At 63.0% G+C, this 23,401-nt stretch carries 19 protein-coding genes; 5 read left to right on the forward strand and 14 right to left on the reverse strand.

Annotation, left to right across the window (positions count from 1 at the left end; all coding sequences use genetic code 11):
* Positions 1 to 1,704, reverse strand: a complete 1,704-nt coding sequence (locus CNQ84_RS11985; protein WP_096005105.1) for a DEAD/DEAH box helicase — start codon at positions 1,702 to 1,704, stop codon at positions 1 to 3.
* A gap of 172 nt (positions 1,705 to 1,876) precedes the next feature.
* On the opposite strand from CNQ84_RS11985, the gene CNQ84_RS11990 reads away from it, so the two are divergent.
* Together CNQ84_RS11990 and CNQ84_RS11995 are read left to right on the forward strand one after the other, a co-directional pair.
* Entirely contained in the window at positions 1,877 to 2,815 is a 939-nt protein-coding gene (locus CNQ84_RS11990; protein WP_096005106.1) for a glutathione S-transferase family protein, read from the forward strand.
* A gap of 45 nt (positions 2,816 to 2,860) precedes the next feature.
* Positions 2,861 to 4,720 (forward strand): cation:proton antiporter, encoded by a 1,860-nt coding sequence (locus tag CNQ84_RS11995; protein WP_245841367.1) that lies wholly within the window; start codon positions 2,861 to 2,863, stop codon positions 4,718 to 4,720.
* A gap of 27 nt (positions 4,721 to 4,747) precedes the next feature.
* Here the strand turns inward: CNQ84_RS11995 and CNQ84_RS12000 are convergent, their stop codons facing one another.
* The 13 genes from CNQ84_RS12000 to CNQ84_RS12060 form a co-directional block, all read right to left on the reverse strand.
* Positions 4,748 to 5,866 carry an ABC transporter permease gene (locus tag CNQ84_RS12000; protein WP_096005107.1) on the reverse strand — a complete coding sequence of 373 codons (1,119 nt, stop codon included), beginning with the start codon at positions 5,864 to 5,866 and terminating at the stop codon, positions 4,748 to 4,750.
* A gap of 1 nt (position 5,867) precedes the next feature.
* Positions 5,868 to 8,597 (reverse strand): ribosome-associated ATPase/putative transporter RbbA, encoded by a 2,730-nt coding sequence (gene rbbA / locus CNQ84_RS12005; RefSeq protein WP_096005108.1) that lies wholly within the window; start codon positions 8,595 to 8,597, stop codon positions 5,868 to 5,870.
* A gap of 2 nt (positions 8,598 to 8,599) precedes the next feature.
* Complete coding sequence (locus CNQ84_RS12010) at positions 8,600 to 9,676, reverse strand: HlyD family secretion protein (RefSeq protein WP_425439967.1); 1,077 nt, start codon at positions 9,674 to 9,676, stop codon at positions 8,600 to 8,602.
* A 209-nt stretch (positions 9,677 to 9,885) separates the two neighbouring features.
* The gene (locus CNQ84_RS12015; protein ID WP_096005110.1) at positions 9,886 to 10,911 is read right to left on the reverse strand and encodes an AAA family ATPase; all 1,026 of its coding nucleotides are present in this window, start codon (positions 10,909 to 10,911) and stop codon (positions 9,886 to 9,888) included.
* On the reverse strand, positions 10,884 to 11,468 hold the full coding sequence (gene pnuC, locus CNQ84_RS12020; protein WP_096005111.1) for a nicotinamide riboside transporter PnuC: 585 nt from the start codon (positions 11,466 to 11,468) through the stop codon (positions 10,884 to 10,886). The genes CNQ84_RS12015 and pnuC overlap by 28 nt, the downstream gene beginning before the upstream one ends.
* Positions 11,465 to 12,808: a phenylacetate--CoA ligase family protein gene (locus CNQ84_RS12025; RefSeq protein ID WP_096005112.1), complete on the reverse strand. Its 1,344-nt coding sequence runs from the start codon at positions 12,806 to 12,808 to the stop codon at positions 11,465 to 11,467. The genes pnuC and CNQ84_RS12025 overlap by 4 nt, the downstream gene beginning before the upstream one ends.
* Positions 12,805 to 13,347 (reverse strand): hypothetical protein, encoded by a 543-nt coding sequence (locus CNQ84_RS12030; protein WP_096005113.1) that lies wholly within the window; start codon positions 13,345 to 13,347, stop codon positions 12,805 to 12,807. The genes CNQ84_RS12025 and CNQ84_RS12030 overlap by 4 nt, the downstream gene beginning before the upstream one ends.
* A 23-nt stretch (positions 13,348 to 13,370) precedes the next feature.
* On the reverse strand, positions 13,371 to 15,143 hold the full coding sequence (locus CNQ84_RS12035) for a hypothetical protein (protein ID WP_096005114.1): 1,773 nt from the start codon (positions 15,141 to 15,143) through the stop codon (positions 13,371 to 13,373).
* Positions 15,140 to 16,072, reverse strand: a complete 933-nt coding sequence (locus tag CNQ84_RS12040; RefSeq protein WP_096005115.1) for a hypothetical protein — start codon at positions 16,070 to 16,072, stop codon at positions 15,140 to 15,142. Before CNQ84_RS12040 ends, CNQ84_RS12035 begins: the two co-directional genes overlap by 4 nt.
* 1 nt (position 16,073) lies before the next feature.
* Positions 16,074 to 17,663 (reverse strand): AAA family ATPase, encoded by a 1,590-nt coding sequence (locus tag CNQ84_RS12045; RefSeq protein WP_096005116.1) that lies wholly within the window; start codon positions 17,661 to 17,663, stop codon positions 16,074 to 16,076.
* A gap of 97 nt (positions 17,664 to 17,760) precedes the next feature.
* Positions 17,761 to 18,255 carry a transcription elongation factor GreB gene (greB, locus tag CNQ84_RS12050; protein WP_096005117.1) on the reverse strand — a complete coding sequence of 165 codons (495 nt, stop codon included), beginning with the start codon at positions 18,253 to 18,255 and terminating at the stop codon, positions 17,761 to 17,763.
* A 4-nt stretch (positions 18,256 to 18,259) separates the two neighbouring features.
* Complete coding sequence (locus tag CNQ84_RS12055) at positions 18,260 to 20,788, reverse strand: ABC transporter permease (protein WP_096005118.1); 2,529 nt, start codon at positions 20,786 to 20,788, stop codon at positions 18,260 to 18,262.
* The gene (locus tag CNQ84_RS12060) at positions 20,785 to 21,468 is read right to left on the reverse strand and encodes an ABC transporter ATP-binding protein (RefSeq protein WP_096005119.1); all 684 of its coding nucleotides are present in this window, start codon (positions 21,466 to 21,468) and stop codon (positions 20,785 to 20,787) included. The genes CNQ84_RS12055 and CNQ84_RS12060 overlap by 4 nt, the downstream gene beginning before the upstream one ends.
* Positions 21,469 to 21,481: 13 nt before the next feature.
* Here CNQ84_RS12060 and CNQ84_RS12065 point away from each other — a divergent pair, with 13 nt between their 5' ends.
* From CNQ84_RS12065 to CNQ84_RS12075, 3 genes are read left to right on the forward strand one after another with little or no spacing between them, the layout of a single operon-like run.
* On the forward strand, positions 21,482 to 22,123 hold the full coding sequence (locus CNQ84_RS12065) for an arylesterase (RefSeq protein WP_217350094.1): 642 nt from the start codon (positions 21,482 to 21,484) through the stop codon (positions 22,121 to 22,123).
* Entirely contained in the window at positions 22,120 to 22,452 is a 333-nt protein-coding gene (locus CNQ84_RS20595; RefSeq protein WP_174704261.1) for a hypothetical protein, read from the forward strand. The genes CNQ84_RS12065 and CNQ84_RS20595 overlap by 4 nt, the downstream gene beginning before the upstream one ends.
* On the forward strand, positions 22,452 to 23,390 hold the full coding sequence (locus CNQ84_RS12075; RefSeq protein ID WP_425220532.1) for a L,D-transpeptidase family protein: 939 nt from the start codon (positions 22,452 to 22,454) through the stop codon (positions 23,388 to 23,390). The genes CNQ84_RS20595 and CNQ84_RS12075 overlap by 1 nt, the downstream gene beginning before the upstream one ends.
* Positions 23,391 to 23,401: the final 11 nt, after the last annotated feature.

A 23,401-nucleotide genomic window follows, 5' to 3' on the forward strand; every position in this document is an offset into this window, starting at 1 on the left:
TCAGGCCTTGCGCGGCGGCTTGCCCTTGCCCTTGGCAAAGTCACGGCGCGGCTTGCGCGGGGCGTGATCACGCGGTGGCAGTTCACCCTCGGGCAGCGGCCAGGCCTTGATCTGCAGTGCAATACCATTGATCTCGGCGCCAGCCAGGCGGTTGAGTGCCTGCTGGTCGAGTTGCGGCAGGAACACGCCGGTGTGCTCGTTGAACAGCTTGATGTGACCGATCTGCTGACGCTGAATGCCGCCAACCTTGACCAGTACATCGACCAGCGGCTTGGGCATCAGGCCGCTCTTGCGACCACCCTGCACCTTGTAGCGGGTTAGGCCGCTGTCACGGTCAAACTGGCGATCTTTGCGTGGCGCTTGGGCGGGCAGGTCGGAGACCGGCTCCAGCAGTGTCTTGGCGCTGGGCAGAATGCTCAGCAGCGCGGCGGCCAGTTCGGTGGCGTCCAGGCTGGTGAGTTCCTGCAGGTCGCTGACCAGTTGCTGATGCAGGGCAGTGGACTGGTCGCGGGCATCGTTCAGGCGGCCAGCCAGCTTGTTCAGACGGCCACTGCGTACGGCGTCGGCGGTGGGCAGGGCTTGCGGCTCGATCTTCTGACCGGTCGCGCGCTCCAGTACGTGCAGCAGACGGCGCTCGCGCGGGGTGGCGAACAAAATCGCGGTGCCCTGGCGGCCGGCGCGGCCGGTACGGCCGATGCGGTGTACGTAGCTTTCGCTGTCGTGCGGCAGGTCGTAGTTGAGTACGTGGGTAATGCGTTCCACGTCCAGACCACGGGCGGCAACGTCAGTCGCAACCACAATGTCCAGCAGGCCGCGTTTGAGGCGGTCAACTACCTGCTCACGCAGTTGCTGGCTGAGGTCGCCGTTCAGCGCAGCGGCGGCAAAGCCGCGGGCTTCCAGACGCTCGGACAGCTCCAGGCTGGCGGTTTTGGTGCGCACGAAAACGATCATGGCCTCGACCGGCTCGACTTCGAGCAGGCGCGTCATGGCATCCAGCTTGTGGTGGTTGGAGACTTCCCAGACCTTTTGGGTGATGGTCTCCAGGCTGCTGCTCGAACCACTGTGCAGGCGGATCTCGGCCGGCTCTTTCATGTGGTTGCGCGCAACGTTGCGCACGCCGGGCGGCATGGTGGCGGAGAACAGCGCCTTCTGGGTCTGCTCCGGCACTTCTTCAAAGACCGCTTCAAGGTCGTCGGCAAAGCCCATCTTGAGCATTTCGTCGGCTTCGTCCAGGACCAGGAAGCGCAGGTCCTGCAGCTTCAGGCTGCCGCGACGCAGGTGGTCGGTCAGACGGCCCGGGGTTGCCACAACAACCTGGGCGCCGCGCTCCAGCGCTTTGAACTGGGGAGCAAAGGCCGAGCCGCCGTACAAGGCCAGCACGGAAAAGCCGCGCATGTTCTGGGCGTAGCGCTGGAAGGCTTCGGCAACCTGCAGGGCCAGTTCGCGAGTCGGGGTGAGGATCAGAGCCTGGGTAGCACGCAGGCTGATATCCATGCCGGCCAAGACCGGCAGCGCAAAGGCTGCGGTCTTGCCGGTACCGGTCTGTGCCAGACCCAGCAGGTCCTTGCCGGACAGCAGGGTCGGGATAGCCTCGGCCTGAATCGGGGACGGTGTTTCATAGCCGAGGCTGTTGAGCGCCTCAAGAAGGGGGGCGGGCAGGCCAAGATCGGCAAACTGCGGAGCCGCCGGAGAGGTGTCGGACATAGAGGGAGTAAACCTTGGGGGATAAGATGGGCGCGCATTATACGGGCTTTAGTGGCAAATTACCGCAGCCTTTTGTCTGAGCGTTGCAATATCCGGGCAAAATGTCAGTCTAGACGGCTTATGGCAGCGTATTTCTAGCCAAAACTTGGGCCAGACAACAGGAAACAGCCAGATGGGTCGTCTTGTAGAAGGACGCTGGGTTGACCAGTGGTATGACACCAAGAGCACCGGCGGTGCTTTCAAACGTGAAGATGCCGGTTTTCGCGACCGGATTGAGGCGGGCGGTCGCTTTGCGCCGGAAAGCGGTCGCTACCACCTGTATGTATCGCTGGCGTGCCCGTGGGCGCACCGCACGTTGATTTTGCGCGAGCTCAAGGGCTTGACGCCGCATATTGCAGTAACTGTGGTGCATCCACACATGCTGGAGCAGGGCTGGACCTTTGCCGAGTCCGAACCGCTTTATGGCTATCAGCACATGCACCAGCTTTATACCCATGCACGTGCCGACTACACCGGCAGGGTTACCGTGCCGGTGCTTTGGGATACCCAGGAGCAGACCATCGTCAATAACGAGTCGGCAGAGATTATCGAGCTGTTCAACAGCGCCTTTGACCGTCTGACCGGGAACACCAGCGACTTTGCCCCGGACCATCTGCGTGAGGCGATGGCAGAGATCAACCAGCGGGTCTATGACGATGTAAACAACGGCGTTTACAAGGCGGGCTTTGCCACCGAGCAGGCCGTCTATGAGCATGCCTGCCGTAGCCTGTTCGAGGCCCTTGACTGGCTTGAAGAGCTGCTCACGCAGCGCCGGTATCTGCTGGGCGAGCAGGTAACCCTGGCCGATTGGCGCCTGTTTACCACGCTGGTGCGCTTCGACCCGGTTTACCACGGCCACTTCAAGTGCAACCTCAAGCGCCTGGAAGACTACCCTTGCCTGCTTGGTTATCTGCGCGAGTTGTATCAGTGGCCGGGTGTAGCCGATACCGTGAACTTTCAGCACATAAAGCAGCACTACTATTACAGTCACGACACTATCAATCCGACGCGTATCGTGCCGCTTGGCATGGGCCCGGATCTGACCTTGCCCCACCGCCGCCAGACGCGCTAACGCGTCTGCTATTCCTTCGCTTACAGGGAGATGACATTGAGCGAGATGCACCAGATGATTACCCCGGCGCTGACCCTGTCCGGGGTCGCCCTGGTCAGCCTGGTTTGCCAGCTGACAGCCTGGCGCCTGCGCCTGCCGGCGATTCTGTTTTTGTTGCTGGCCGGTATTCTGCTCGGGCCGGTATTTGGCCTGCTGCAGCCGGATGCGTTTTTGGGCGATCTGCTGTTCCCGCTGGTGTCGGTGTGCGTAGCGCTGATCCTGTTTGAGGGCAGCCTGACGCTCAAGTTTGAACAGCTCAAGGAAACCGGCAGCGTGGTGCGCCGGCTGGTGACGGTCGGTGCGCTGGTGACCTGGGGCGTGATTACTGCAGCCTGTCACTGGCTCATAGAGCTGGACCTGGCGCTGTCGGCGCTCTTTGGTGCCTTGGTGGTGGTAACCGGTCCGACCGTGGTGGTGCCCATGCTGCGTACCCTGCGGGCGACCCAGCGGATCTCCAAGGTGCTGCGCTGGGAGGGCATTCTGATCGATCCGATCGGCGCCTTGCTGGCAGTCCTGGTCTATGAATGGATCGTGGCCCAGAGCGCCGGCGGCAATGGCTTTAGCGCGGGGCTATGGATCTTTGTCGAGGTGATCGCGGTTGGTGCCATTGCCGGTGTGGCAGGTGGTGCGTTGATGGCGACGGCGCTGCGCCGGCACTGGATTCCGGAATACCTCGAGGTGCTGGCCTCGCTGGCGCTGGTGCTGGTTGCCTTTACCGTGTCCAACGAGCTGGTGCACGAGTCCGGTCTGCTGACCGTGACCGTCATGGGCATCTGGCTGGCGAACGCCAAGGGCGTGGATATCGAGGAAATTCTGGTGTTCAAGGAGCACCTCTCGGTATTGCTGATTTCCGGGCTGTTTATTTTGCTGGCGGCGCGGGTAGACCTGGGCGCCTTGCTGGCACTCGGCTGGCCTGCGTTGGCGCTGCTGGCGGTTATCCAGTTTGTCGCCCGGCCGCTGGCGGTGTGGATCAGTAGTATCGGGAGCGAGCTGACCTGGAATGAGCGTGCGCTGGTGGCCTGGATTGGGCCGCGCGGTATTGTCGCCGCTGCGGTCTCGGCGCTGTTCGCCCTGCGTCTGGAACAGGCCGGCTACGAGGACGCAGCCCTGGTCAGCGCACTGACCTTTGCGGTGATCATTGGCACCGTGGTGTTTCAAAGCGCGACGGCGCGGCGCATGGCGCAGCTGCTGGGCGTGACCGAGCCGGAGCGACGCGGGGTGCTGCTGATTGGTGCCAATGCGGTCGCGCGCTCGCTGGCCGAAGTGCTGCAGAAGCTGGAGGTGCCGCTGCTGATCGTCGATACCCACTGGGACTCGATCCGCCAGGCGCGGATGAAAGGCTTGCGCACCCTGCGCGGCAACCCCTTGTCGACGCATTTCGACGACAATCTGGACCTAGCCGGCCTCGGCACGCTGGTGACCCTGACGCCTGAGCGTGAACGCAACGCCTTGCTCAACAAGCACTTTCAGCGTGACTTTCCGGCGCACCGTATCTTCAGCGTGCGCAACGAGCGTAGCGGAGCAAACGAGCGCCTGCAGATTTCCAGTGCGCACGAGGGCTTGTTGATGGGCGCGGAGGGAATGACCTTCAGCAAGCTGTCGAGTCTGATCAGCCAGGGCGCGCGCTTCAAGGCCACCACCCTGACCGAGGGCTTTGGTTTTGAGCAGTGGCAGCAGGAGGCGGGCAAGAACCGCGTGCCGATGCTGGCGCTGACGCCGGAGCGGCGCGTTCGCGTGTTCTCGCCTGCGCAGAAGCTGGAGCCGGTGGCGGACTGGACGGTGATCTATCTGGAACTATCGCCGGAGGCTGCCAAAATCGCCCGTGAGGCTGAGAGTGGCGAGCCGGCGACTCAGTTGCCTGATTGACCGCAGCGGCGGCCCGATCGGTCGCCGTTACTGCAGGGTGCTGCGCAGTCGGCGCAGCGCCGCGTAAAAGAACACCGCACCGATGGCTATCAAGGCCAGCAGTTTTGGCCACACGATACCAAGCCCCGCACCGCGCAGCAGCACGCTCTGCGCCAGTTCAACAAAGTGAGTGGTCGGCGCCAGTGACATGATCAGTTGCACTGGCACCGGCATGCTCTCGCGCGGCGTTACCGCACCGGAGAGAATCTGCAGGGGGATCAGCACGAGCATGATCAATAGCCCCAGCTGAGGCATTGAGCGGGCCACGGTGCCCAGAAATATCCCCATTGAGGTGGTGGCAAACAGGTGCAATGCGGTGCCCGCCAGGAACAGCGCCATCGATCCCTGAATGGGCACCTGCAGCCAGCCTTCGACGATAAAACGCAAGGCAAATCCTGACGCGACCAGCACCACCAGACCCATGGCCCAGACCTTGGCGAGCATGATCTCCAGCGGCGTCACCGGCATAACCAACAGGTGCTCGATGGTGCCGTGCTCGCGCTCGCGAATCAGTGCTGCGCCAGTCAGGATAATCGACAGCAAGGTGATCTGGTTGATCACCTCGGTAATGGCGCCGAACCAGCTGGCGTCCAGGTTGGGGTTGTAGGCAATGCGTACTACCGCCTCGACGGGCTGGGTTGCGCTGCCTTGGTAGCCCTGCGCAAACGCGGCTGTTTCGCTCTGAATGATCTGCTGTATATAGCCTGCACCACTGAAGGCCTGACTCACCTGAGTGGCATCGACGTTCAGTTGAATGCCGGGTTGGTTTCCGGCCAGCAGGTCACGCTGAAAATCTGGCGGGATATTCAGCGTAAAGGTGTATAGCCCGCTATCCATGCCCCGGTCCATTTGTCGGTGGTCGATGCGTGTGGGCGGCAGAAAATACGGGAGCTGGAAGGCATCGATCAGCCTGGCCGAGACCTGTGAGCGATCCTCGTCGACCACGGCAATGGTCGCGCGATGCGGTGTTTCCGGCATCGCGGTGGCGGAGGAGTAGATGCTCAGACTGAAGGCATAGATGATCAGCACAACCAGCGCCGGGTCACGGGCCAGGCTACGCAGCTCCTTGATACCGAGCTGGAGAATATTGCCGAGTGCGCGTGTCATGTCATTTCTCCTGCTTGCTCAGGCCAAGCACACTGGCCAGTGTGAGCACCGGAACGGCTAACAGCAGCGGCAGGAAGTAGCCTTGCAGCTCAGCAAAGTCGAGCGCCTTGGAGAATACTCCGCGGGTAATGATCAGGAAGTGGGTGGTGGGGTAGAGCTGGCCTATGAACGCGCCAGCTCCCTCCATGGCAGAAACCGGATGAAGCATGCCGGAAAACTGGATCGTCGGAATCAGCGTGGCGATAGCCGTGCCGAAAATCGCCGCAATCTGGCTTTTCAGCAGCGACGACACCAGCAGTCCGAGACCGGTCGCGCAGATCAGATAGAGCAGCCCGCCCAGCAGCAGAGTGGGCAAACTGCCCTTGATCGGCACGGCAAAGACAAACACCGCCAAGAGCAGCAGCGCAAGCAGGTTGACGAAACCCAGCGCGACATACGGCAACTGCTTGCCGAGCAGAAACTCGAGCTTGCTGACCGGCGTAACGTAGAAGTTGGTGATGGAACCCAGCTCCTTTTCCCGGACCACAGCCAGCGCTGTGAGCATGGCCGGGATCATCATCAGCAGAATCGGAATCACGGCCGGCACCATGGCCGGCAGGCTTTTCACGTCGGGGTTGTAGCGGTAGCGGGTTTCCACATTCACCAGGCTGGTCGTATAGGTGGTTGGCTGATGAGCGGCCAGGGTCAGCAGGTAGTTGAGGTGTATGCCCTGGGCATAGCCGCGCAGGGTATCTGCGCGCATCGGCATGGCGCCATCGACCCAATAGGCCACCTGGGGAGCGTCGCCGCGCAGCAGATCGCGGCCGAATCCCGGCGGGATTTCCAGGGCGAGGCTGATGTCACCGGCGCGCATGCGCTGATCCAGTTCCGCATGGCTGTACAGAGGCGGCTTTTCGATGAAGTAGCGCGAGCCAGACAGTTCCAGCGCATAGTTCTGGCTGTAGGTTGTCTGGTCGCGATCCAGCACTGCAAAGGTCAGGTTCTCGACATCCATGTTGATGCCGTACCCCATGATCAGCATCAGAAACACCGTGCCGACCAGCGCGAGCAAACCGCGCACCGGGTCACGGCGCAGCTCCATGGTTTCGCGTCGGGTGTAGCTCAGCAGCCGGCGCAGGCTGAAGCGTGGCACCTTGGCCGGCGCACTTGCCGACGTGGTGGGCGCTGTGGGGGCGACCTCCTCGGACGCGTTGTCATCCGGGCCACTGGCTTCGCGCAGCCAGTCGATGAACGCTTCTTCCAGCGTGGCCTTGCCGCGCTGCTGACGCAGCGCTTGCGGTGCGCCGCTGACGAGTACCTTGCCTGCGTGCATCAGTGACATGCGGTCGCAGCGTTCAGCTTCATTCATGAAGTGGGTGGAGATGAAGATGGTCACGCCGTCTTCGCGCGAGAGTTTGACCAGCAGCGCCCAGAACATGTCGCGGGCGACCGGGTCGACGCCGGAGGTGGGCTCGTCGAGGATGAGGATTTCTGGCTTGTGGATGACCGCAACCGCCAGCGACAGCCGTTGGCGCACGCCCAGCGGCAACGCCATAGGCAGGCTGTCGGCAACCTCATGCAGGTTGAATTGATCCAGCAGTTCAATAATGCGCTGTGGGCCTTGGTCTGCGGGCAGGTGGTACAGCTTTGCATGCAGCGCCAGGTTCTGGCGCACCGTCAGTTCACTGTACAGCGAGAAGGCCTGGGACATGTAGCCCACACGCATGCGCACGCCCATGTCGTTCGGGTCGACCGGCTTGCCGAGCACCGAGGCTTCGCCTTCGCTGAACGGCAGCAGCCCAGTGAGCATCTTCATGGTGGTCGACTTGCCACACCCGTTGGAGCCGAGGAAGCCAAAGATCTCGCCGCGTTCGATGCGGAAGTTCACCCTGTCCACCGCTACGAAGTCGCCAAAGCGGCGGGTCAGGTCGTGGGCTTCAATGGCTATGCCACTGTGCTCGCCACGCGGCGGGATGACCAGTTGCTGATGCTGACTGCGCTTTTCCTCCGGCAGCAGTGCAACAAAGGCCTGCTCAAGGCTGCTGGACTCGGTTCGCTCAAGGATCTGCTGCGGCGTGCCGGTCGCCAGTACCTTGCCGGCGTCCATGGCGATGAGCCAGTCAAAGTTCTGGGCTTCGTCCATGTAAGCGCTGGCAATCAGCACGCTCATCTGTGGTCGGCTGGCGCGAATGCGCCGAATCAGATCCCAGAACTGGCTGCGTGACAGCGGGTCGACGCCGGTGGTGGGTTCATCCAGGATCAACAGGTCCGGGTCATGAATCAATGCGCAGCACAGCCCGAGCTTTTGCTTCATACCGCCCGACAGCTTGCCTGCCGGACGATCAATGAAACGGCTCATGCCGGTACTGGCGAGCAGGTCACTGATCCTCGTCTGGCGTTCCTGCCTGTCCTGGTTGAACAGACGGCCGAAGAACTCCAGGTTCTCCGCGACGCTCAGAGTGGGGTAGAGGTTTTTGCCTAGCCCCTGTGGCATGAAGGCAATGCGTGGGCAGACTCGACGGCGGTGGCCGGCGCTGCGCATATCGCCGCCCAGTACCTGAAGTTGTCCCTGCTGCAGGCGACGCGCGCCGGCTACCAGTGACAGCAGGCTGGATTTGCCAACGCCATCGGGGCCGATCAGGCCAACCATGCAGCCGGCCGGTAACGTCAGTGTCAGGGCGTCAAGGGCGGTTACCTTGCCGTATTGCAGGCTGATACCGTCCAGTCTGGCGACCGGATCGTGCGCGTCCATGCTCAGTGTCCGACGTTGACTTCAAGGTCCGCCGGCCAGTCGGCGTCGGCGTCCAGCTTCAGCCAGGCGACGCCGGGCAGGCCGGTCTTGACCTGCTCGATGTGCTCCTCCAGCAGGGCAGGGTCGATGCGCGCGCGGATGCGGAACATCATCTTTTCGCGCTCCTGTTCGGTCTCGACCGACTTGGGCGTGAATTGAGCCACGCTGGCGACATAGCTGATAGTGGCGGGGATGACGTATTCGGGCGCGGCATCGATGATGATGCGGGCATCGGAGCCCATGGCAACGCGCCCGGCCAACCGTTCGGGCAGAAAGAAGGTCATGTAGACATCAGTCAGATCGACCAGGTTGAGCACGCGCCCACCGGCGCCCAGTACTTCGCCTGGCTCTACTGTGCGAAATTGCACGCGGGCGTGACGGTCCGCGCTCAGGGTGCTGTCGGTGATGTCGGCGGCGATGCGGTCCGCTGCGGCGCGTGCGGCGTCCAGCGCTGATTCGGCACCGATCACCTGTGAGCGAGCAGCGGCGATACCGGCCTCGGCAGACAAAATCTGGGCCCGTGCAGACGCGACAGCGGCTTGTGCACTTTGTAGCGCCGCTTCTGCGTCGTCGAGTTGCTGGCGCGACATCGCATTACGCTGAACCAGTACCTTGATGCGGTCATAGCGTTTTTGCGCCGCATTGGATTCAGCTTGGCGTTGCAGCAGCAATGCTTCGGCGGTCGCGTGTTCGCTCTCACGCTGGCTGACCAGAGCCTGCGCGGTTTGAATGGCGTTCTCGGCCTGCCTGGACTGGGCTTGGGCCTGCTGCAGCTGCGCTTGCAGCGTAGTGGTATCCATCTCGGCGAGGACGTCGCCGGTATCCACAAAGTCGCCTTCGTCCACCAGAATACGGGTGACACGACCGCCCAGCTTGGTGGCGACGTTGATCTCGGTTGCTTCGATGCGGCCATTGCCGCTAACGAACCCTTCACCATAACCAGAGGGTTTGAGCTCAAGCCAGGCGATAATGGCAAGGGCTGCGACGATGGCGACGACTATGAGGCCACGGACAAGTTTGCGGGGAGGTTTCTGCACGATGATTCCTTTTCCTGTGTGCGGGCAAATCACGGATGATCGCTGCTAGAAAATCCATTCTAGAAAGTACCGGCGCAAGGGGTGTTGATACCGGTCAATGTGCTCGGGAACTGTCTCGGTTTTGAATCAAGCTAGCCTGAAGAGTACCCGATTTTCAAGCTTCGGGGGCACTAGATCGGCGTTTTGTGACCTGCTATTGAGGTTGGGCGCCGTCAGGCGGCGGGGACGTTACGCAGTAGGTGCGCCCGTCTCTGCTCAAGCGAGCCGTGTAATGTCAATGCACAGAGTTGCCTGTTGGTTAGTTCAGACTCGTACAGCGCCTGTTGCTCTTGGCGAAATGCCTCAGGGCTGCGGGTGCCGTCCTGCACCAGAGGGAAGTCAGCTGCACACAGCCAGAGCTGATGATAGGGGCGCTCGGCCAGGGCGATAAGCTCTGGCGGAGGAGGCTCAGGGAACATCAGCTGATGGTAGATCAGCGTGGTCAGCGGGGTGGTATCGCAGATCACCGCACTGTGTCCCTCTCTTATAGCGAGGGCAACGGCTTCGTTTTCCAGGTCGACTTGGGTGCGGGCGATGGTCAGCAGATCGCCAGAGCTGAGCACGCCTCCGCAATCTTCCCAGTGCTGGCGGCCGAATTCGGCAACCCAGGGCCAGCCGCGCTGCTCTGCCAGCCACTGGCCCAGGCTGGTCTTGCCGGTGGATTCTGCGCCGATCAGGGCGATACGCCGACAACGCTGTGCGGCCAAGACATCAGCGGTTTGCCAGTCGGCGCTGGGCGCCGCCCGCAAGGCGGTACCACTGATGGGGTGGCGAATACGGTCGCGGTCGACCAGCACTGAGACCACCGGTCGTTGCCAGTGCTGGGCGAGATGGTCGGCGAACCCCTGCCCGTAGTCTTCGCTGCTGAACACGGCGTCGATGGGCTGACCAAGCGTGCGATCAATCAGCTCGGCACAGAATTGTCGCTGCTGCAGATCGCTGGCGTTGTTGTCAGGCATCGCCAGCCCAAGCCGGCAGGCTTGCGCGGCATCGACCACCACACACTGATGCTGCGGCCAGCCGTCATTGAGCCATTGCTGGCGCAGGGCGCTGGTGCAGCCGGCAAACTCCGGCCGAGAGTAGCTCAGGATGAGGACCTGCTCGCACGCCGCGGTCGCGGTATCGATCAGGTAGCGGTGGCCGCTGTGCAGCGGCGAAAACTTGCCGACGACTAGGCCGGTTCGGTAGTGCTTTGACATGGTCTGTTCAGTTCTCGGTGCCAGCGCCAAAGGCCATAGCAGGCGTTGATCCAGAAGCCGACATACACCAACGAGGTCAGCATCAGCTCGCGGGAGGCGTACAGCGGTACGGCGATGCTGTTGACGATCAGCCAGAACCACCAGGTTTCGATGCGTCGCTTCATCAGCAGTAGCTGGGCGGTCACGCTGAAAGTCAGCACCGCGGAGTCGACAAAGGGCGCGTAGGCATCGGTATGCAGGTGCAGCAGCGCCCCGTAACCCAGTAGCGTCGCTACCGCGATCAACAGGTAGAGCGCGAGTTGCGACCAGGAGCTGCGGCTGATCGCCTCGGCGCTGGCGCCGCGTTGCCATTGTTGCCAACCAATGATGCTGGTGCCGATAAAGAACAGCATCAGCGTGGCGTCGGCGTACAGCTGGACCTGAAAGAACAAAACGGCAAACAGCACGCAGCCGATGATGCCGAGTGTCCAGGTGTGACGATGATTGCGGGCGGCAAGGAAGACGCTGATCAGAAAGAAGGCGTTGGCGCTGTATTCCAGCAGGGTGAGACTGCTCATCCGTCGTGGGCTCCGGGATAGTCGCTGGTGTATTGAATGAGTTTGTCGATGCCGAGCGGGAAGGGCTCGATGCTTACCTGGCAACCGTGACCAAAGGTGCCGGCGATGGCACGGCGCAGCGCCTGCTCATCGGTATTCCCCTGCAGACGCAGCACCAGATTGCCGTCGGCTTGTTGGTGCAGCTGATACTGAGCCAGTTCAAACGGCTGCATCAGATGGGTGATGTCGACGTTGTTGAGCCAGCGCCCTGCCGCGTAAAAGCGTACCGGCGGGCGACCGTCGAGTTGCTGCAGGTACTGGTGCCCGTCAGGGCTTTGGTACAGGCAGGCGTAGTCGCCGGTGCGGTAGCGCAGCAGCGGCATGCAGGGGTTGAAGCCCCCGGTGATGGTGATTTCCCCGCGCGCACCTGCGGGTACTGCGCGGCCTTGACGGTCGAGCAGCTCGACCTTGAGCGTGCTTTGCACCAGACGCAGGCCGTTGCCGCTGCCGTCGCAGGCGGCAATCGGACCCGCTTCGTTCATTGAATAGAGGTTGATGACCGGGCAGGCAAAGCGCTCGCGCAAGCGTGCCTTGAGGCCGTCCAGCAGGGTCATGGAGGTCGAGAGGATGGCGGAAGGCTGGTGCGCGAACTCGACGGTCAGCAGTGTGCTCAGGCTGCGCGGATCGCCGGTCATCAGCAGCGGTTTGACCGTGTCCAGATAGCGCCTACGCGCGGCGGCGCTGGGCCAGTCAGCGGGATTCATATTGAGCTTGAGCAGTACCTTGTCATCCCAGTAGGGCAGTACCGAGGCATAGGTAAAACAACGCTGCTGATCACCAACCAGCATGACGCCGGTATCGCCCGGCAGGGTTTGCAGATCGATGCCGTGCCAGCCGACGATGCGCTCATGGAAGCAGTGATAGCGCGCGGCAACCAGCGGCAGTGACGGCACGCGCAGGGGGTGGCCGGTGGTGCCGCTGGTCTCGAAGACGATCAACTGCTGCGGATCAATGTCTGTCGGTACAAAGGCCGCCACGTCGCTGCTCAGGTCTTGCCGGGAAGTACAGGGCAGGGCGTCAAAGCCGAGGTGCCAGGGATAGCTACGATAGCGCGGTACCCGCCGCCGGCAGTGGTCGAGAAAGGCGGTCAGCCACTGGGAGTCCGGGCATTGCAGCAGCTGTTTGTCGCTCTGCAGTTGGCACAGCGCCGCTGCGTCCAGATGATGGCCGCTACGGCCGCTCAGCCTGGGCGCATCCGGGTGCTGCAGACAGCGTTGCAGCCGCTGTGCGGCGCGTGGGCTTAGCTCGGGCAGGCGCCGGGTATCGAGCCAGGGGGCGAGTTCCGCAGCGTTTGCAGTCATTCGCGGGTGTACTTGTCGGCGGCTTCGCGGGCACGCTTTTCTGCCAGCGCCTTGCGAATGGATTCGGCACGTTCTTCGGCGGCTCTGGACGCCGCGATGACCCGAACCCGTTCGCTGGAGCTGACCATCAGCAAGCGATCCTGCGCTTGCTGGTCGGTTTCGTTCTGCGGCTTGAGGCGCAGGCCGCTGAGCGTCAGGCGGATCAGCTCCTCGCGCTGGTCTTCATCGTTCAGATTCGGGTGAGCGCTGTCCATCAGCGCGTTGCTGGATGCGAGCAGAGCGACGACTTCATCGGAATACAGCGTCAGGCCGCAGAAAGGGTCATCCGCCAGCAGCCAGATCATCAGCAGTAATGTGTCCGGTCGCTCCCTCTCTTCCGGCTCTTCCCATTGGGGCAGGTCGTAAATCGGCAGCAGGGTTGGCGCCGTGACAGCCGGTGCCAACCGCGCGATCAGGTCATGCAGCAGTGCGATTAAATCCTGACCGATCGGCACCGGGCCGCCGGGATAGGCCAGCAGGCGCTGATGCAGGTGGAGCATGGACGGTCCGGATTGCAGGTGGCTCATGGGCGGGTCGCTCGCTGGGCGGTGGCGTCATCGGCTTGGTAGTACTGCCGCGAAAAGCGGCGGGCGAAGGTGAGCATCGGCTCCAGCCCGCTGACGCGATGTACCTGCCAGCCCTGATCTCTGCCCACGCGCATCTTCTCATAGGCGCCCTGCAGCCAGGGGTGCCCGGTCTGGCTGTCCAGCTCCATCGGCAAATCCAGTACCCAATGACCTGCGCCGCCGCAGTGTCGCAGGGTACGTGCGCTGATCTCGGCGCCCGGTGTGCCTTCCTCGTCATCAGAGAACATTGAACTGACGCCGTCATCGGACAGCACGACCACCTGAGTTGGCGTGCGGCGCGGCTGTGCGTAGGTATCGCGCAGCAGTTTTAACGGGAAGCTGGTACTGCCGCCAAAGAAGCCGGTCAGTACGCGCAGCGCACTGGTTTCATCGCGAATGAAGCCGTCGGTGGTCAGGCACTGGCGCGCACCGCTCCAGAGCGTGACCTGTACCTGCGCTCCGGCTCGCAGCGCCGACATGCACAGCAACACGCCGGCGAGCGCCGGATAGGACAATTGATACTGCGGATTGGGCATGGAGCCGGAGCTGTCCACGTAGAGGTCCAGATCGCAGACCTGCTGGCGAGGTTGCTCGGTGCCGTCGAGGCTGAATACCGCCTTGTGTGTAGTGATACCGGGAATGGGGTTGCCGCCAGCCAGCAGGGTTGCAAACCAGTCGATCTCGCCCGGGTCATCGCCCGGCTCCCACAGGGTTGTGCCTTCGCGTTCAGGTTCGCTGGGCGCGGCTGTCGACCGGGCAGGGAATGGCAGCAGGTAGGGGCGCACGGCGTCGCGGTAGTAGTTGACCGTGGCATCGTGGCGGGAGATGTCGACGCCGGCGGCGCGCAGGACCTCGTAGTACTCCTGCGGCTCAAGCGCCTGGCCAGCTGAGCGCGTGGCGCTAGCTGCACTGCAATCGTCGTCCGCGTCAGCTGTGCCCGGCGTCTGTTCGCTCAGCTCCGGGTCGAGACTGGGGTGTAGTACGTCGATGGCCGGCAGCGCGGGCACGCCCGTACCCGTGTGGCCGTTGCCGGCGTCGGCGGTATCGGCCAGCACGCCGAATGCGTTGTTGGCTGCTTGTTCGTCATCTTGCAGATAACGCAGCAGCAGGGTGGCGAAGCGGCTGGCGCCGGTCAGCCAGTCTTTGCCGTAGACCTTGATGATGCGGCTGCCCAGCCAGGCGTCGCCTTCCTCCGAGCTACCGAGCGGGGCAGAGGTCAGGGTCTCTGGCGGTAGCTGCCAGAGACGCTCATAGATGCGCATGTACAGCTGCCACAGCGCCGTGGCGGTGGTTGGCTTGAGTCGCTGGTAGACCGCATCCATCTGGCAGGGAGTATGGCGCTGCAGGTGCTGATTGATCAGCAGGTCGGTATAGAGGTTGGCGATCAAGGGAGCCAGTTGCTCGCTGCCCGGCAGCGCTTGGCGAATGACCGCCAGCAGTTGCAGATGCTGGGTCATGTTGGCGGGCGCATAGACGTGGTGACCGATTTCGTGGGCGAGCACCTCAAGCGCATAGTCGTCCAGCCCGCGCTGGCTGATCTCCTGCAGGTTCACCATCACGCGCTGTGAGGTCAGGCGAATGGCGGCAAAGCTGTTGGTCAGCCCGGCCTGGTTGGCGGCCTGCACGTCAAACAGCCACAGCGGCTCCTGCAGCTGCAGATGATCGCTCCATAGCTGCAGGGCACGTTGCCATTGGGCCTGCCAATGCTCCAACTGTGGATCTGCGCTCATGGCTGGCCCCCGACTTTGGGGATGATCAGGATGCGGAAACTGTTGTGGAAGCTGACGACCCAATCGTACGGGCGCTCAAGGCACTGGCGCGCCAAGTCGAAACTGCGCCAGTTGTCGCTCAGGCCGGGCGGCAATTGCTGCAAGTCCTGGATTGGGACAGGGGCGGCGTGCTCCGGCGTATGGGCAAGTAATTTGTGCCCCCAGGCGTCGGCGTGTAGCTGCCAGCAGTCATTACCAGCCTGAATCAGCGTCTGATCTGTTGCGACCAGCAATACCGGCAGCGTCGCAAACTCGCCTCCCAACCAGGTTGATGCGCCCAGCTCTAGCGGCGCTGTCTGCCAGCCGGCAGCGACACCTTGCCACCAGGGGTGGGCAAGCTGCTCAGGCTTGCCCAAGTGCAGGTGTTCGGCCAGCGCGGGCTGACGGCCGAGTGCAGTCACGGCGGCGCTGCGAAACTCCGGGAGGCCTGCCGTCCAGCCAAGTATCAGCAGATGGTCCGGCGTGGCATCCGGCGCAGGGTTGCAGCGTTGCCAGTGCTCCAGCAGTGTGCCGCGCTGCGCTGCTGATGGCAGGTGAGAAAGGGTATTGAGCAGTTGCACCAGCAGCCTGGGAGCGTCGGCCGGATACGGCGCGAGCCAGCGGGGCAGGACCGTGGTAAACAGGTCGACCGTCAAGGCGCGTTGCTCTGCGGCCAGCCAGCCGCGGCGCACCAGCGTCAGGCCTGCCTGGTAGGCTGTCTCGGCCAGCGCGGCCTTGTTGGCTGTCGGCCAAGGTTCCAGAGCCAGCAGCAGCGGGTCGAGCGCATCCAGCACAAAGCCGCTGAAACTGCGGGCAAACTCGGCCTGATCGCCCTGACGCGCCAGGCGATAGGCATGATTGAGCGTATCTGCCTGCTGAACCAGATACTGTGCGAGCCAATCGGAGCGCATGTCAGCTCTGACTGGTCAGCCAGCGCTGGTAGTTGCTGTAACGCTGGTGCAGGTATTTCAGCGTCATGGCGTCGTCGTGCACTGCGCCGGACAGTTTGTTGCCGGTGGCCAGTTGTTGCAGTGTGCGCTCGATGTGCTGCAGGCGTTTGCGGCACTCCTTGAGTGACAGCCCCTCAAGCCCTTCATCCAGCTCGGCCTTGAGCGCGGCTACCTCGTCGTTGCGGTGGCGGCCCTGACGCTCGAACTCGCGACAGCTGAGCTGGAACAGATGACGCAACCAGCCGATCTTGTCGCTCAGGAAGGCGGCATTCTCCGGTTGCTGGAAGAACGGCGCGTCTTCATCGGCAAACAGGTGAGAATGCAGCACGAACGGTAGCATCTGGGTCAGGTCATTCAGCTCGACCTCGCTATTGCCGCGGAAATACGCCATGGCCTTGGCGTAGACAATCAACGACATCAGGCTGCGCACCGACAGCCCGTTGCGGGTCTGGCAGCCCAGATCGGCGAGACGGTCGCGGCCATTTTCGAGCATCGCCAACTGGTGGCGGGCAACGCCGGCCAGACGAGAGGTGTCTTTGCTCTTGTACTCGAACTGCTGCCCCGAGTACTCGCTGAACTCGAACTGGCTGGCGAAGAATTCAAGGCGCTGGCGCAGGGCTGGCGGCAGGTTGACCGCGCGGATGTCGGCTTCCATCTGCGCCATGTCCGCTTCGCTGAACTGCAGCACCTGCGGCAGGCAGTCCGCCGGATCAACGCCTTCTTCGATACGGATCAGCAGCTCGTCGAGAAAGCGCGGGTTGAACGGCAGCGCTTGCACCACGACGTCGATACGGTCTTTGAGGGCCTCAATCACCGGATACGTGCCGCCGCCCTGATCATCGTTGGCGGTCAGGTACCAGGCCGCGGGCGGGCACTCGTGGATCTGGTTGAACATCTCGGCGTAGTTGTCACCCATCACGGTCAACAGCGCGCTCTGGGTGCGGGTGGGGATGCGGTTGTACTCGTCGACAATCTTCACCCGCATGTCCAGCCAGCTGCGCCAACTGATGCGGATATCCGATTGCTCCTCGGCTTTCATGATGTCCATGGGCATGGGGTTACCCAGCAGATCCGCCACGGTCATCTGCGGGTGGCCGTGCTGCATCGCCCGGCGCACTTGCTTGGGGGTGTATCCGGCCAGCAGGCCCATGAGCAACGCCGACGCGGTTTTGCCGCGGCCTGGGCCGCCGATAAACAGGCATTTGCGCCGCGCGGCAAAGGTCAGGATCGGCAGCAGGATAAAGCTGGAATAGCTCTGGTCGGTCGGCAGGTAGAGTGGCGTCTGGCTGTCACCAAACTGGATCGGCTGCGGCGGCGAGAGGTTGTACTCCACATCGTAGTGGGGGCTGATGACCGCGTGATTGACGATCCAGAAGTAGGCTTGCCGCAGTTTTTCAGCCAACGCAGCGGATGCCGGCTGCACGGCCTGATCCGGGTCACCAAAGGGGCCGTTGACCAGTGCTGCCACATCAAAGCTGGCGCTGGATGTCGATTGCGCGGCGGGGCGGGTGGGCGATGCCGAGATGCGGGAGAACGGGTTGAATCCTTTCATGAAGAGCCGGCCCTGACTGCGAAACAGGACGGCAGTATGCCAGAGATGGCCCGCGCCGGGTTGTGCACCGCGTCACCGGCGCGCTATCCGCTGGCCCTCAGTACCGGATGTCGGTGACCCAATAAAGACGCTCACCGCCAGGTGCCATAACGCAGATTTCGTCGTCCAGCTGCTTGCCGAGCAGGGCGCGAGCCATGGGACTGTCGATGCTGATGTGTTGCTGTTTGGGGTCGATCTCGTCAGGGCCGACAATGCGTAACTTCAGTAGCTTGCCGTCTTCGTCTTCCAGCTCGACATGGGCGCTGAAATAGATGCGGCTGGGATCGCTTGGCGGCTGATCCACGATTTTCAGTGCCTCAAGGCGCTTGCGCAGAAACCGCACACGGCCGTCGATTTCGCGCAGCATCTTCTTGCCATAGATGTACTCGGCATTCTCCGAACGATCGCCCAGGGCGGCCGCTTCGCTGACGGCCTGGGTAACCGCCGGGCGCTTGCGTAGCCAGAGTTCATCCAGCTCGGCGCGCAGGCGCTCGGCGCCAGTAGCGGTGATCAACGGGGTGCCGGCGCGGCGCGGTGGGCGGTAACGGCTCATTGCATCAAGCTCCCCGGCTGATCAGGCGCATGGGGCTCTGGCGCACCACTGCACGGGTGCCCCAAACGCCAGCGCAGCCAATCAACAGGGCAGCGGTCAGCGGCGTGAGCAGCCAGAACAGCAGATGCGGCGCCCAATCCAGCTCAAGTGCAAAACGGTAGAGCGCCCAGGTAGCCAGCTCGGCGGCTACCACCGCCATCACGCCGGCGAGCAGCCCCAGCAGGAGAAACTCCAGCCAGGTGGCGCGGCGCAGCAGCGTCCGCTCAGCACCCAGAGTACGCAGCAGTGCGCCCTGGTACAGACGCTGATCCAGGGTTGCCTGCAGGGCGGCAAACAGCACCGCCAGTCCCGCGAGCAGGACAAAGACCAGCACATACTCCACCGCCAGGGTGACCTGCTTGAGGATGCCGCGAATCTGCTCCAGTACCGGTTCCACCTCAAGTAGCGTCATCGCCGGAAACTGGCGGGTCAGACCGCGCAGCGAGGCACGCTCGCTGGCAGGCAAATGGAAACTGGTGAGCAGGGTGGCGGGCAGCCCATCCAACACGCCGGGGGCGAAGACCATGTAGAAGTTGGGCGTAAAGTTGTCCCACTCGACCTGGCGAACGCTGGTGACGATGGCGCTCAGAGACTGGCCTTCAATGACAAAGCCCAGTTCGTCGCCGAGGCCAACGCCCAGACTCTCCGCCAGCTCGGATTCGATCGAGACGGCGTTATCAGGCGTGCTGTCGCTCCACCACTGGCCGGCGGTCAACTGGTTGTCGGGCGGCAGTGTGGCAGACCAGGTCAGGCTGAGGTCACGATTGATGGCACGGGTGCCGCGGTCCTGTTCGCCGCGCTGGCCGTCAGGCTCTGCCTCCTTGCTTACCTCCTGGCGCACCGGCTCACCGTTGATGCTGACCAAGCGCCCCGGCGTTACTGGGTAGAGGGGGGCGCTGCGCGCACCTATCTGTTCCAGCTGCTCGGCAAAGGCCTGCTGCTCACTGGGCAGGATATTCAGTGCAAAGTGGTTGGGTGCATCGGCCGGCAGCTGGTCCTGCCAGTCGCTGAGCAGCTCAGTGCGCAGAATCAGCACCACCAGCATACTCATGAAGATCAGCCCAAAGGCGAGAATCTGTGTCGCTGCTGCGGCCGGGCGTTTGAGCAGCTCGCCACTGCCCAGACGCCAGGCCAGGCTGAGGTTGTGCAGTTTGCCGGCAACACTGCGCAGCAGCAGCCAGGCCAGCAGGCCCAGTAGCAGCGCCGCCGCCGCGCCGCCAAAGATCATCGCCAGGGTGATCTGCAGGTCACCGGTGAACTGCCACATCAGCAGGCTCAGCACAGCCAGCGCCAGACCATAGATCAGCCAACTGCTGCTCGGCATGGGGGCTAGATCCCGGCGCAGCACGCGCAGCGGGGCGACCTGGCCGAGGCGCAGCAGTGGCGGCAGGGCAAAGCCGAGCAGGGCGCACAGGCCGGTCGCGCCGCCGACCAGCAGGGGCGTCAGTCCGGGCTCGGGCAGGCTGCTGGGTAATAGCTCGCGCAGCAACTGCAGCAGCCCCCATTGGGCCAGCCAGCCAAAGGCCAACCCCAGCAGGGTGGCCAGCGCGCCCAGGTACAGCAGCTGCAACAGGAACAGCCGCATCACCTGCCGGCGTGAGAGCCCGAGGCAACGCAGCATGGCGCTGGTATCGAAATGGCGCAGGGCAAAGCGGCCAGCAGACAGGGCCACGGCAACGCCGGCCAGCACCACCGCCGCGATACTGGCCAGGCCAAGGAACTGATCCGCCCGGCCCAGCGCACGGCCTACCTGACGATTGCCGTCCTTGACCGAGGTGACCCGTTGGTTGGGTTCCAGGCGCGTCTCCAGCCACTGCTGATAGGTGCTCAAGTGCTGGTCTTCCCCAGACAGCAGCAGGCGATAGCGGACGCGGCTGCCGGGCTGCACGATGCCAGTGGCTTCCAGATCCTGCAGGTTCATCAGTACGCGCGGCGTCAGGCTGTAAAAGTCGCCGGCACGGTCCGGCTCATGAGTCAGCAGCGCGCTGATGGTCAGGCTGGCGTAGCCCACCTCCAGTGCATCGCCCACCTCCAGCTCCAGCTGGGTCAGCAGGCGCGGCTCGATCCACAGCTCGCCGGCGGCCGGGCCGGTACTGACGGTTTTTTCTGCGGCAAAGGGCTGTTCGGCAATGCGCATCTGGCCGCGTAACGGATAGGCTGCATCCACCGCCTTGACGCTGGACAGCTGCATGGTTGCATCGCTGGCCATGACACTGTTGAAGCCAACTTGTCGGCTGATCTGCAAGCCCTGGTTCTGTGCGTGCTCAGCGTACAGATCGGGTAACGGACTGCCGGAGGAGACTACCAGGTCCGCGCCGAGAAACTCGGCGGCCTGGACGGTCATGCTGCGTTCCAGGCGCTCGGTGAAAAAGCTGATGGCGGTGCTGATGGTGACTGCAATCAATAATGCGCCGAGCAGTACGCGCAGCTCCCCCGCGCGCCACTCCCGACGCAACAGGCGCCAGGCGAGGCTGGCCAGCGGCGCACTGTTCATACCGCCTGCTCCGCCTGCAGTTGACCTGCCTGCATGTGCAAGGCGCGCTCGCAGCGGGCGGCCAGGCGTTCGTCGTGGGTGACCAGAATCAGGGTGGTGCCGTGTTCCCTGTTCAGGTCAAACAGCAGATCGGTGATCTTCTGGCCGGTGGCGGCGTCCAGGTTACCGGTCGGCTCGTCGGCAAACAGAATGGCGGGCTCGCTGGCAAAGGCGCGGGCGATGGCAACCCGTTGCTGCTCGCCGCCAGACAGTTGCTGCGGATAGTGGCTGAGACGCGCCTTGAGACCGACCCGTTCCAGCAGCTCGGTGGCATGCTGACGGGCATCACGGCGGCCGGCCAGCTCGAGCGGCAGCATCACGTTCTCGACCGCATTCAGGCTGTCCAGCAGCTGGAAGGACTGGAACACAAAACCGACCTCCAGGCCGCGCAGAGCGGCGCGCTGGTCTTCGTCCAGCGCAGTCAGTGACTGACCGGCCAGCAGCACCTCGCCACTGCTGGGCAGATCCAGGCCGGCGAGCAGACTGAGCAGGGTGGATTTGCCGGAGCCCGAGGCGCCGACAATGGCCACACTGCTGCCGCGCTGAATGCTCAGGTTTACGTCCGAGAGGATCTGCAGTGGCGCTTCCGAGGTGGTGACGACTTTGTTAAGGTGGCGGGCAATTACGACAGCGTCTGACATGGTAACGGGCCTGATGAACGTCTTGAGAAACTGGCTGGGAGGGCTGTTGCTGTGTCTGCTCTCCCTGCCCGCAGCAGCACAGGGGATTTTGATCCTCGGTGATAGTATCAGCGCCGCTTTCGGTCTGGAAATCAGTGACGGCTGGGTAAGCCTGCTGGAGCGCCGTCTGGAGGCGCAGAACCTCCCCTTTGAGGTACACAATGCGTCGGTCAGTGGCGACACCACCGCAGGTGGTCTGGCACGCCTGCCGGCCCTGCTGGCGCGGCATGAGCCCAACCTGGTGGTGATTGAGCTGGGCGGTAACGACGGCCTGCGCGGGCTACCCACCGATAAAATGCAACAGAATCTTGCGGCCATGGTCGAACGCTCACGCGCGGCCGGGGCGGAGGTGGTGTTGCTGGGTATGCGCATTCCGCCGAACTACGGCGTGCGCTATACCAGCGCCTTTGAACAGGTCTTCCGTGATGTCGCCGAGCAACAGCAGGTGCCGCTGGTGCCCTTTGTGCTCGAAGGCGTCGCGGGCGTACCAGAGCTGATGCAAGCTGATGGTGTGCACCCCAACGCACAGGGGCAGCCGGGCATTCTGGATAATGCATGGCCGGTGATCCTCGATTGGGTCCAGTCGCCACAGTCGGCCGATGAGGTCGACAATTGAGCCTATCCTGGATGGCCAGGCGCTGGTGTCTGGTGGAGCAGGATGAGCAGTTGGATCTTTTTGTCGAAGACTCCAGGCATGTTCATCTGGTGGATATCAACCTGCGCCTGGATGTGCCCCGCGAACGCACCCTGTGCGCGGATCTGCTGCCGTCGCGCCCGATTTATCGAGAACTGACCAGGGCCGATCTGCGCACGCTGTGCCCGGCCTGCGTCAGGTTGGCTGAACAGGCGCGCGCGGCCGGACAAAGACGCACGGTGTCACGCTCGCGGAGCGAGGCTGCGCCGGTGCAGCAATTTGACTTGAACATGATGCTGAGTGGGAGCTGATGCGGATGAAAGGTCCGATGCTGTTAAAGGGTGTGCTGGTGGCACTGATGGCGGGGCTGGCGACAACGGCGACGGCCAACGAGTATCCGTTGCTGTCTCCCGAGCAGGACATGATCGGCGAGGTCGAGCGTTATCAGGCCGCGTATGAAGACACCTTTGCGGACCTTGGCAGCGTGCGCGGTTTTGGCTATCTGGAAATGACGGCGGCCAACCCTGGCGTTGACCCATGGTTGCCGGGCGCGGGTGTCGAGATCATTCTGCCGGGCGAGCATGTGCTGCCTGAGGGCGTGCGAGAGGGGGTGGTGATCAACCTGCCCGAGTTTCGCATGTACTACTACCACAAGGATGCGCAGCTGGTGTCCAGCTACCCGGTGGGTATCGGCCGCGAGGGCTGGTCTTCGCCCATCGGTGAGACGCGCATTCTGCGCAAGGAAGCCAACCCGTCCTGGTATCCGCCCAAGTCCATTCTTGAAGAGCACGCCGCCAACGGCGATCCGTTGCCCTCGGTCGTGCCGCCCGGGCCGGATAATCCGATGGGGCCGTTCAAGATGAACCTGGCGCTCAGCGGCTACGTGATCCATGGCACCAACAAGAAGTTTGGCATCGGGACGAGGGTTAGCCACGGCTGTTTCCGCATGCGTAACGAAGACATTACCGAGCTGTTTCCGCAGGTGCCGGTCGGTACACCGGTGACGATCGTCAATCAGCCCTACAAGCTGGGTATCAAGGACGGTCTGCTGTATCTGGAGGTGCACACGGCGCTGGATGAACACGGTATGCCGTCAACCCTGGACAAGCAGGCGGCAATTCAACGCTTGCTGGCTGAGCAGCAGGACAAGGTGCAGGGCTTTCGTCTGGACTGGAAGGCAATCAGAGATCTGGTATATGCCGAGAGCGGCATTCCCGGTGTGATAGGACAACCGATCCGGACCATGTGATCCGGATCGGC

The organism is Pseudomonas abyssi (genome assembly GCF_002307495.1).
In the GTDB taxonomy this organism is placed as follows: domain Bacteria; phylum Pseudomonadota; class Gammaproteobacteria; order Pseudomonadales; family Pseudomonadaceae; genus Halopseudomonas; species Halopseudomonas abyssi.

Excerpts from the sequence above, each read along its gene's own strand:
- CNQ84_RS11985 (WP_096005105.1), bottom strand. The coding sequence starts at position 1,704 with ATGTCCGACACCTCTCCGGCGGCTCCGCAGTTTGCCGATCTTGGCCTG.
- CNQ84_RS11990 (WP_096005106.1), top strand. The coding sequence starts at position 1,877 with ATGGGTCGTCTTGTAGAAGGACGCTGGGTTGACCAGTGGTATGACACC.
- CNQ84_RS11995 (WP_245841367.1), top strand. The coding sequence starts at position 2,861 with ATGCACCAGATGATTACCCCGGCGCTGACCCTGTCCGGGGTCGCCCTG.
- CNQ84_RS12000 (WP_096005107.1), bottom strand. The coding sequence starts at position 5,866 with ATGACACGCGCACTCGGCAATATTCTCCAGCTCGGTATCAAGGAGCTG.
- rbbA (WP_096005108.1), bottom strand. The coding sequence starts at position 8,597 with ATGGACGCGCACGATCCGGTCGCCAGACTGGACGGTATCAGCCTGCAA.
- CNQ84_RS12015 (WP_096005110.1), bottom strand. The coding sequence starts at position 10,911 with ATGTCAAAGCACTACCGAACCGGCCTAGTCGTCGGCAAGTTTTCGCCG.
- pnuC (WP_096005111.1), bottom strand. The coding sequence starts at position 11,468 with ATGAGCAGTCTCACCCTGCTGGAATACAGCGCCAACGCCTTCTTTCTG.
- CNQ84_RS12025 (WP_096005112.1), bottom strand. The coding sequence starts at position 12,808 with ATGACTGCAAACGCTGCGGAACTCGCCCCCTGGCTCGATACCCGGCGC.
- CNQ84_RS12030 (WP_096005113.1), bottom strand. The coding sequence starts at position 13,347 with ATGCTCCACCTGCATCAGCGCCTGCTGGCCTATCCCGGCGGCCCGGTG.
- CNQ84_RS12035 (WP_096005114.1), bottom strand. The coding sequence starts at position 15,143 with ATGAGCGCAGATCCACAGTTGGAGCATTGGCAGGCCCAATGGCAACGT.
- CNQ84_RS12040 (WP_096005115.1), bottom strand. The coding sequence starts at position 16,072 with ATGCGCTCCGATTGGCTCGCACAGTATCTGGTTCAGCAGGCAGATACG.
- CNQ84_RS12045 (WP_096005116.1), bottom strand. The coding sequence starts at position 17,663 with ATGAAAGGATTCAACCCGTTCTCCCGCATCTCGGCATCGCCCACCCGC.
- greB (WP_096005117.1), bottom strand. The coding sequence starts at position 18,255 with ATGAGCCGTTACCGCCCACCGCGCCGCGCCGGCACCCCGTTGATCACC.
- CNQ84_RS12055 (WP_096005118.1), bottom strand. The coding sequence starts at position 20,788 with ATGAACAGTGCGCCGCTGGCCAGCCTCGCCTGGCGCCTGTTGCGTCGG.
- CNQ84_RS12060 (WP_096005119.1), bottom strand. The coding sequence starts at position 21,468 with ATGTCAGACGCTGTCGTAATTGCCCGCCACCTTAACAAAGTCGTCACC.
- CNQ84_RS12065 (WP_217350094.1), top strand. The coding sequence starts at position 21,482 with ATGAACGTCTTGAGAAACTGGCTGGGAGGGCTGTTGCTGTGTCTGCTC.
- CNQ84_RS12075 (WP_425220532.1), top strand. The coding sequence starts at position 22,452 with ATGCGGATGAAAGGTCCGATGCTGTTAAAGGGTGTGCTGGTGGCACTG.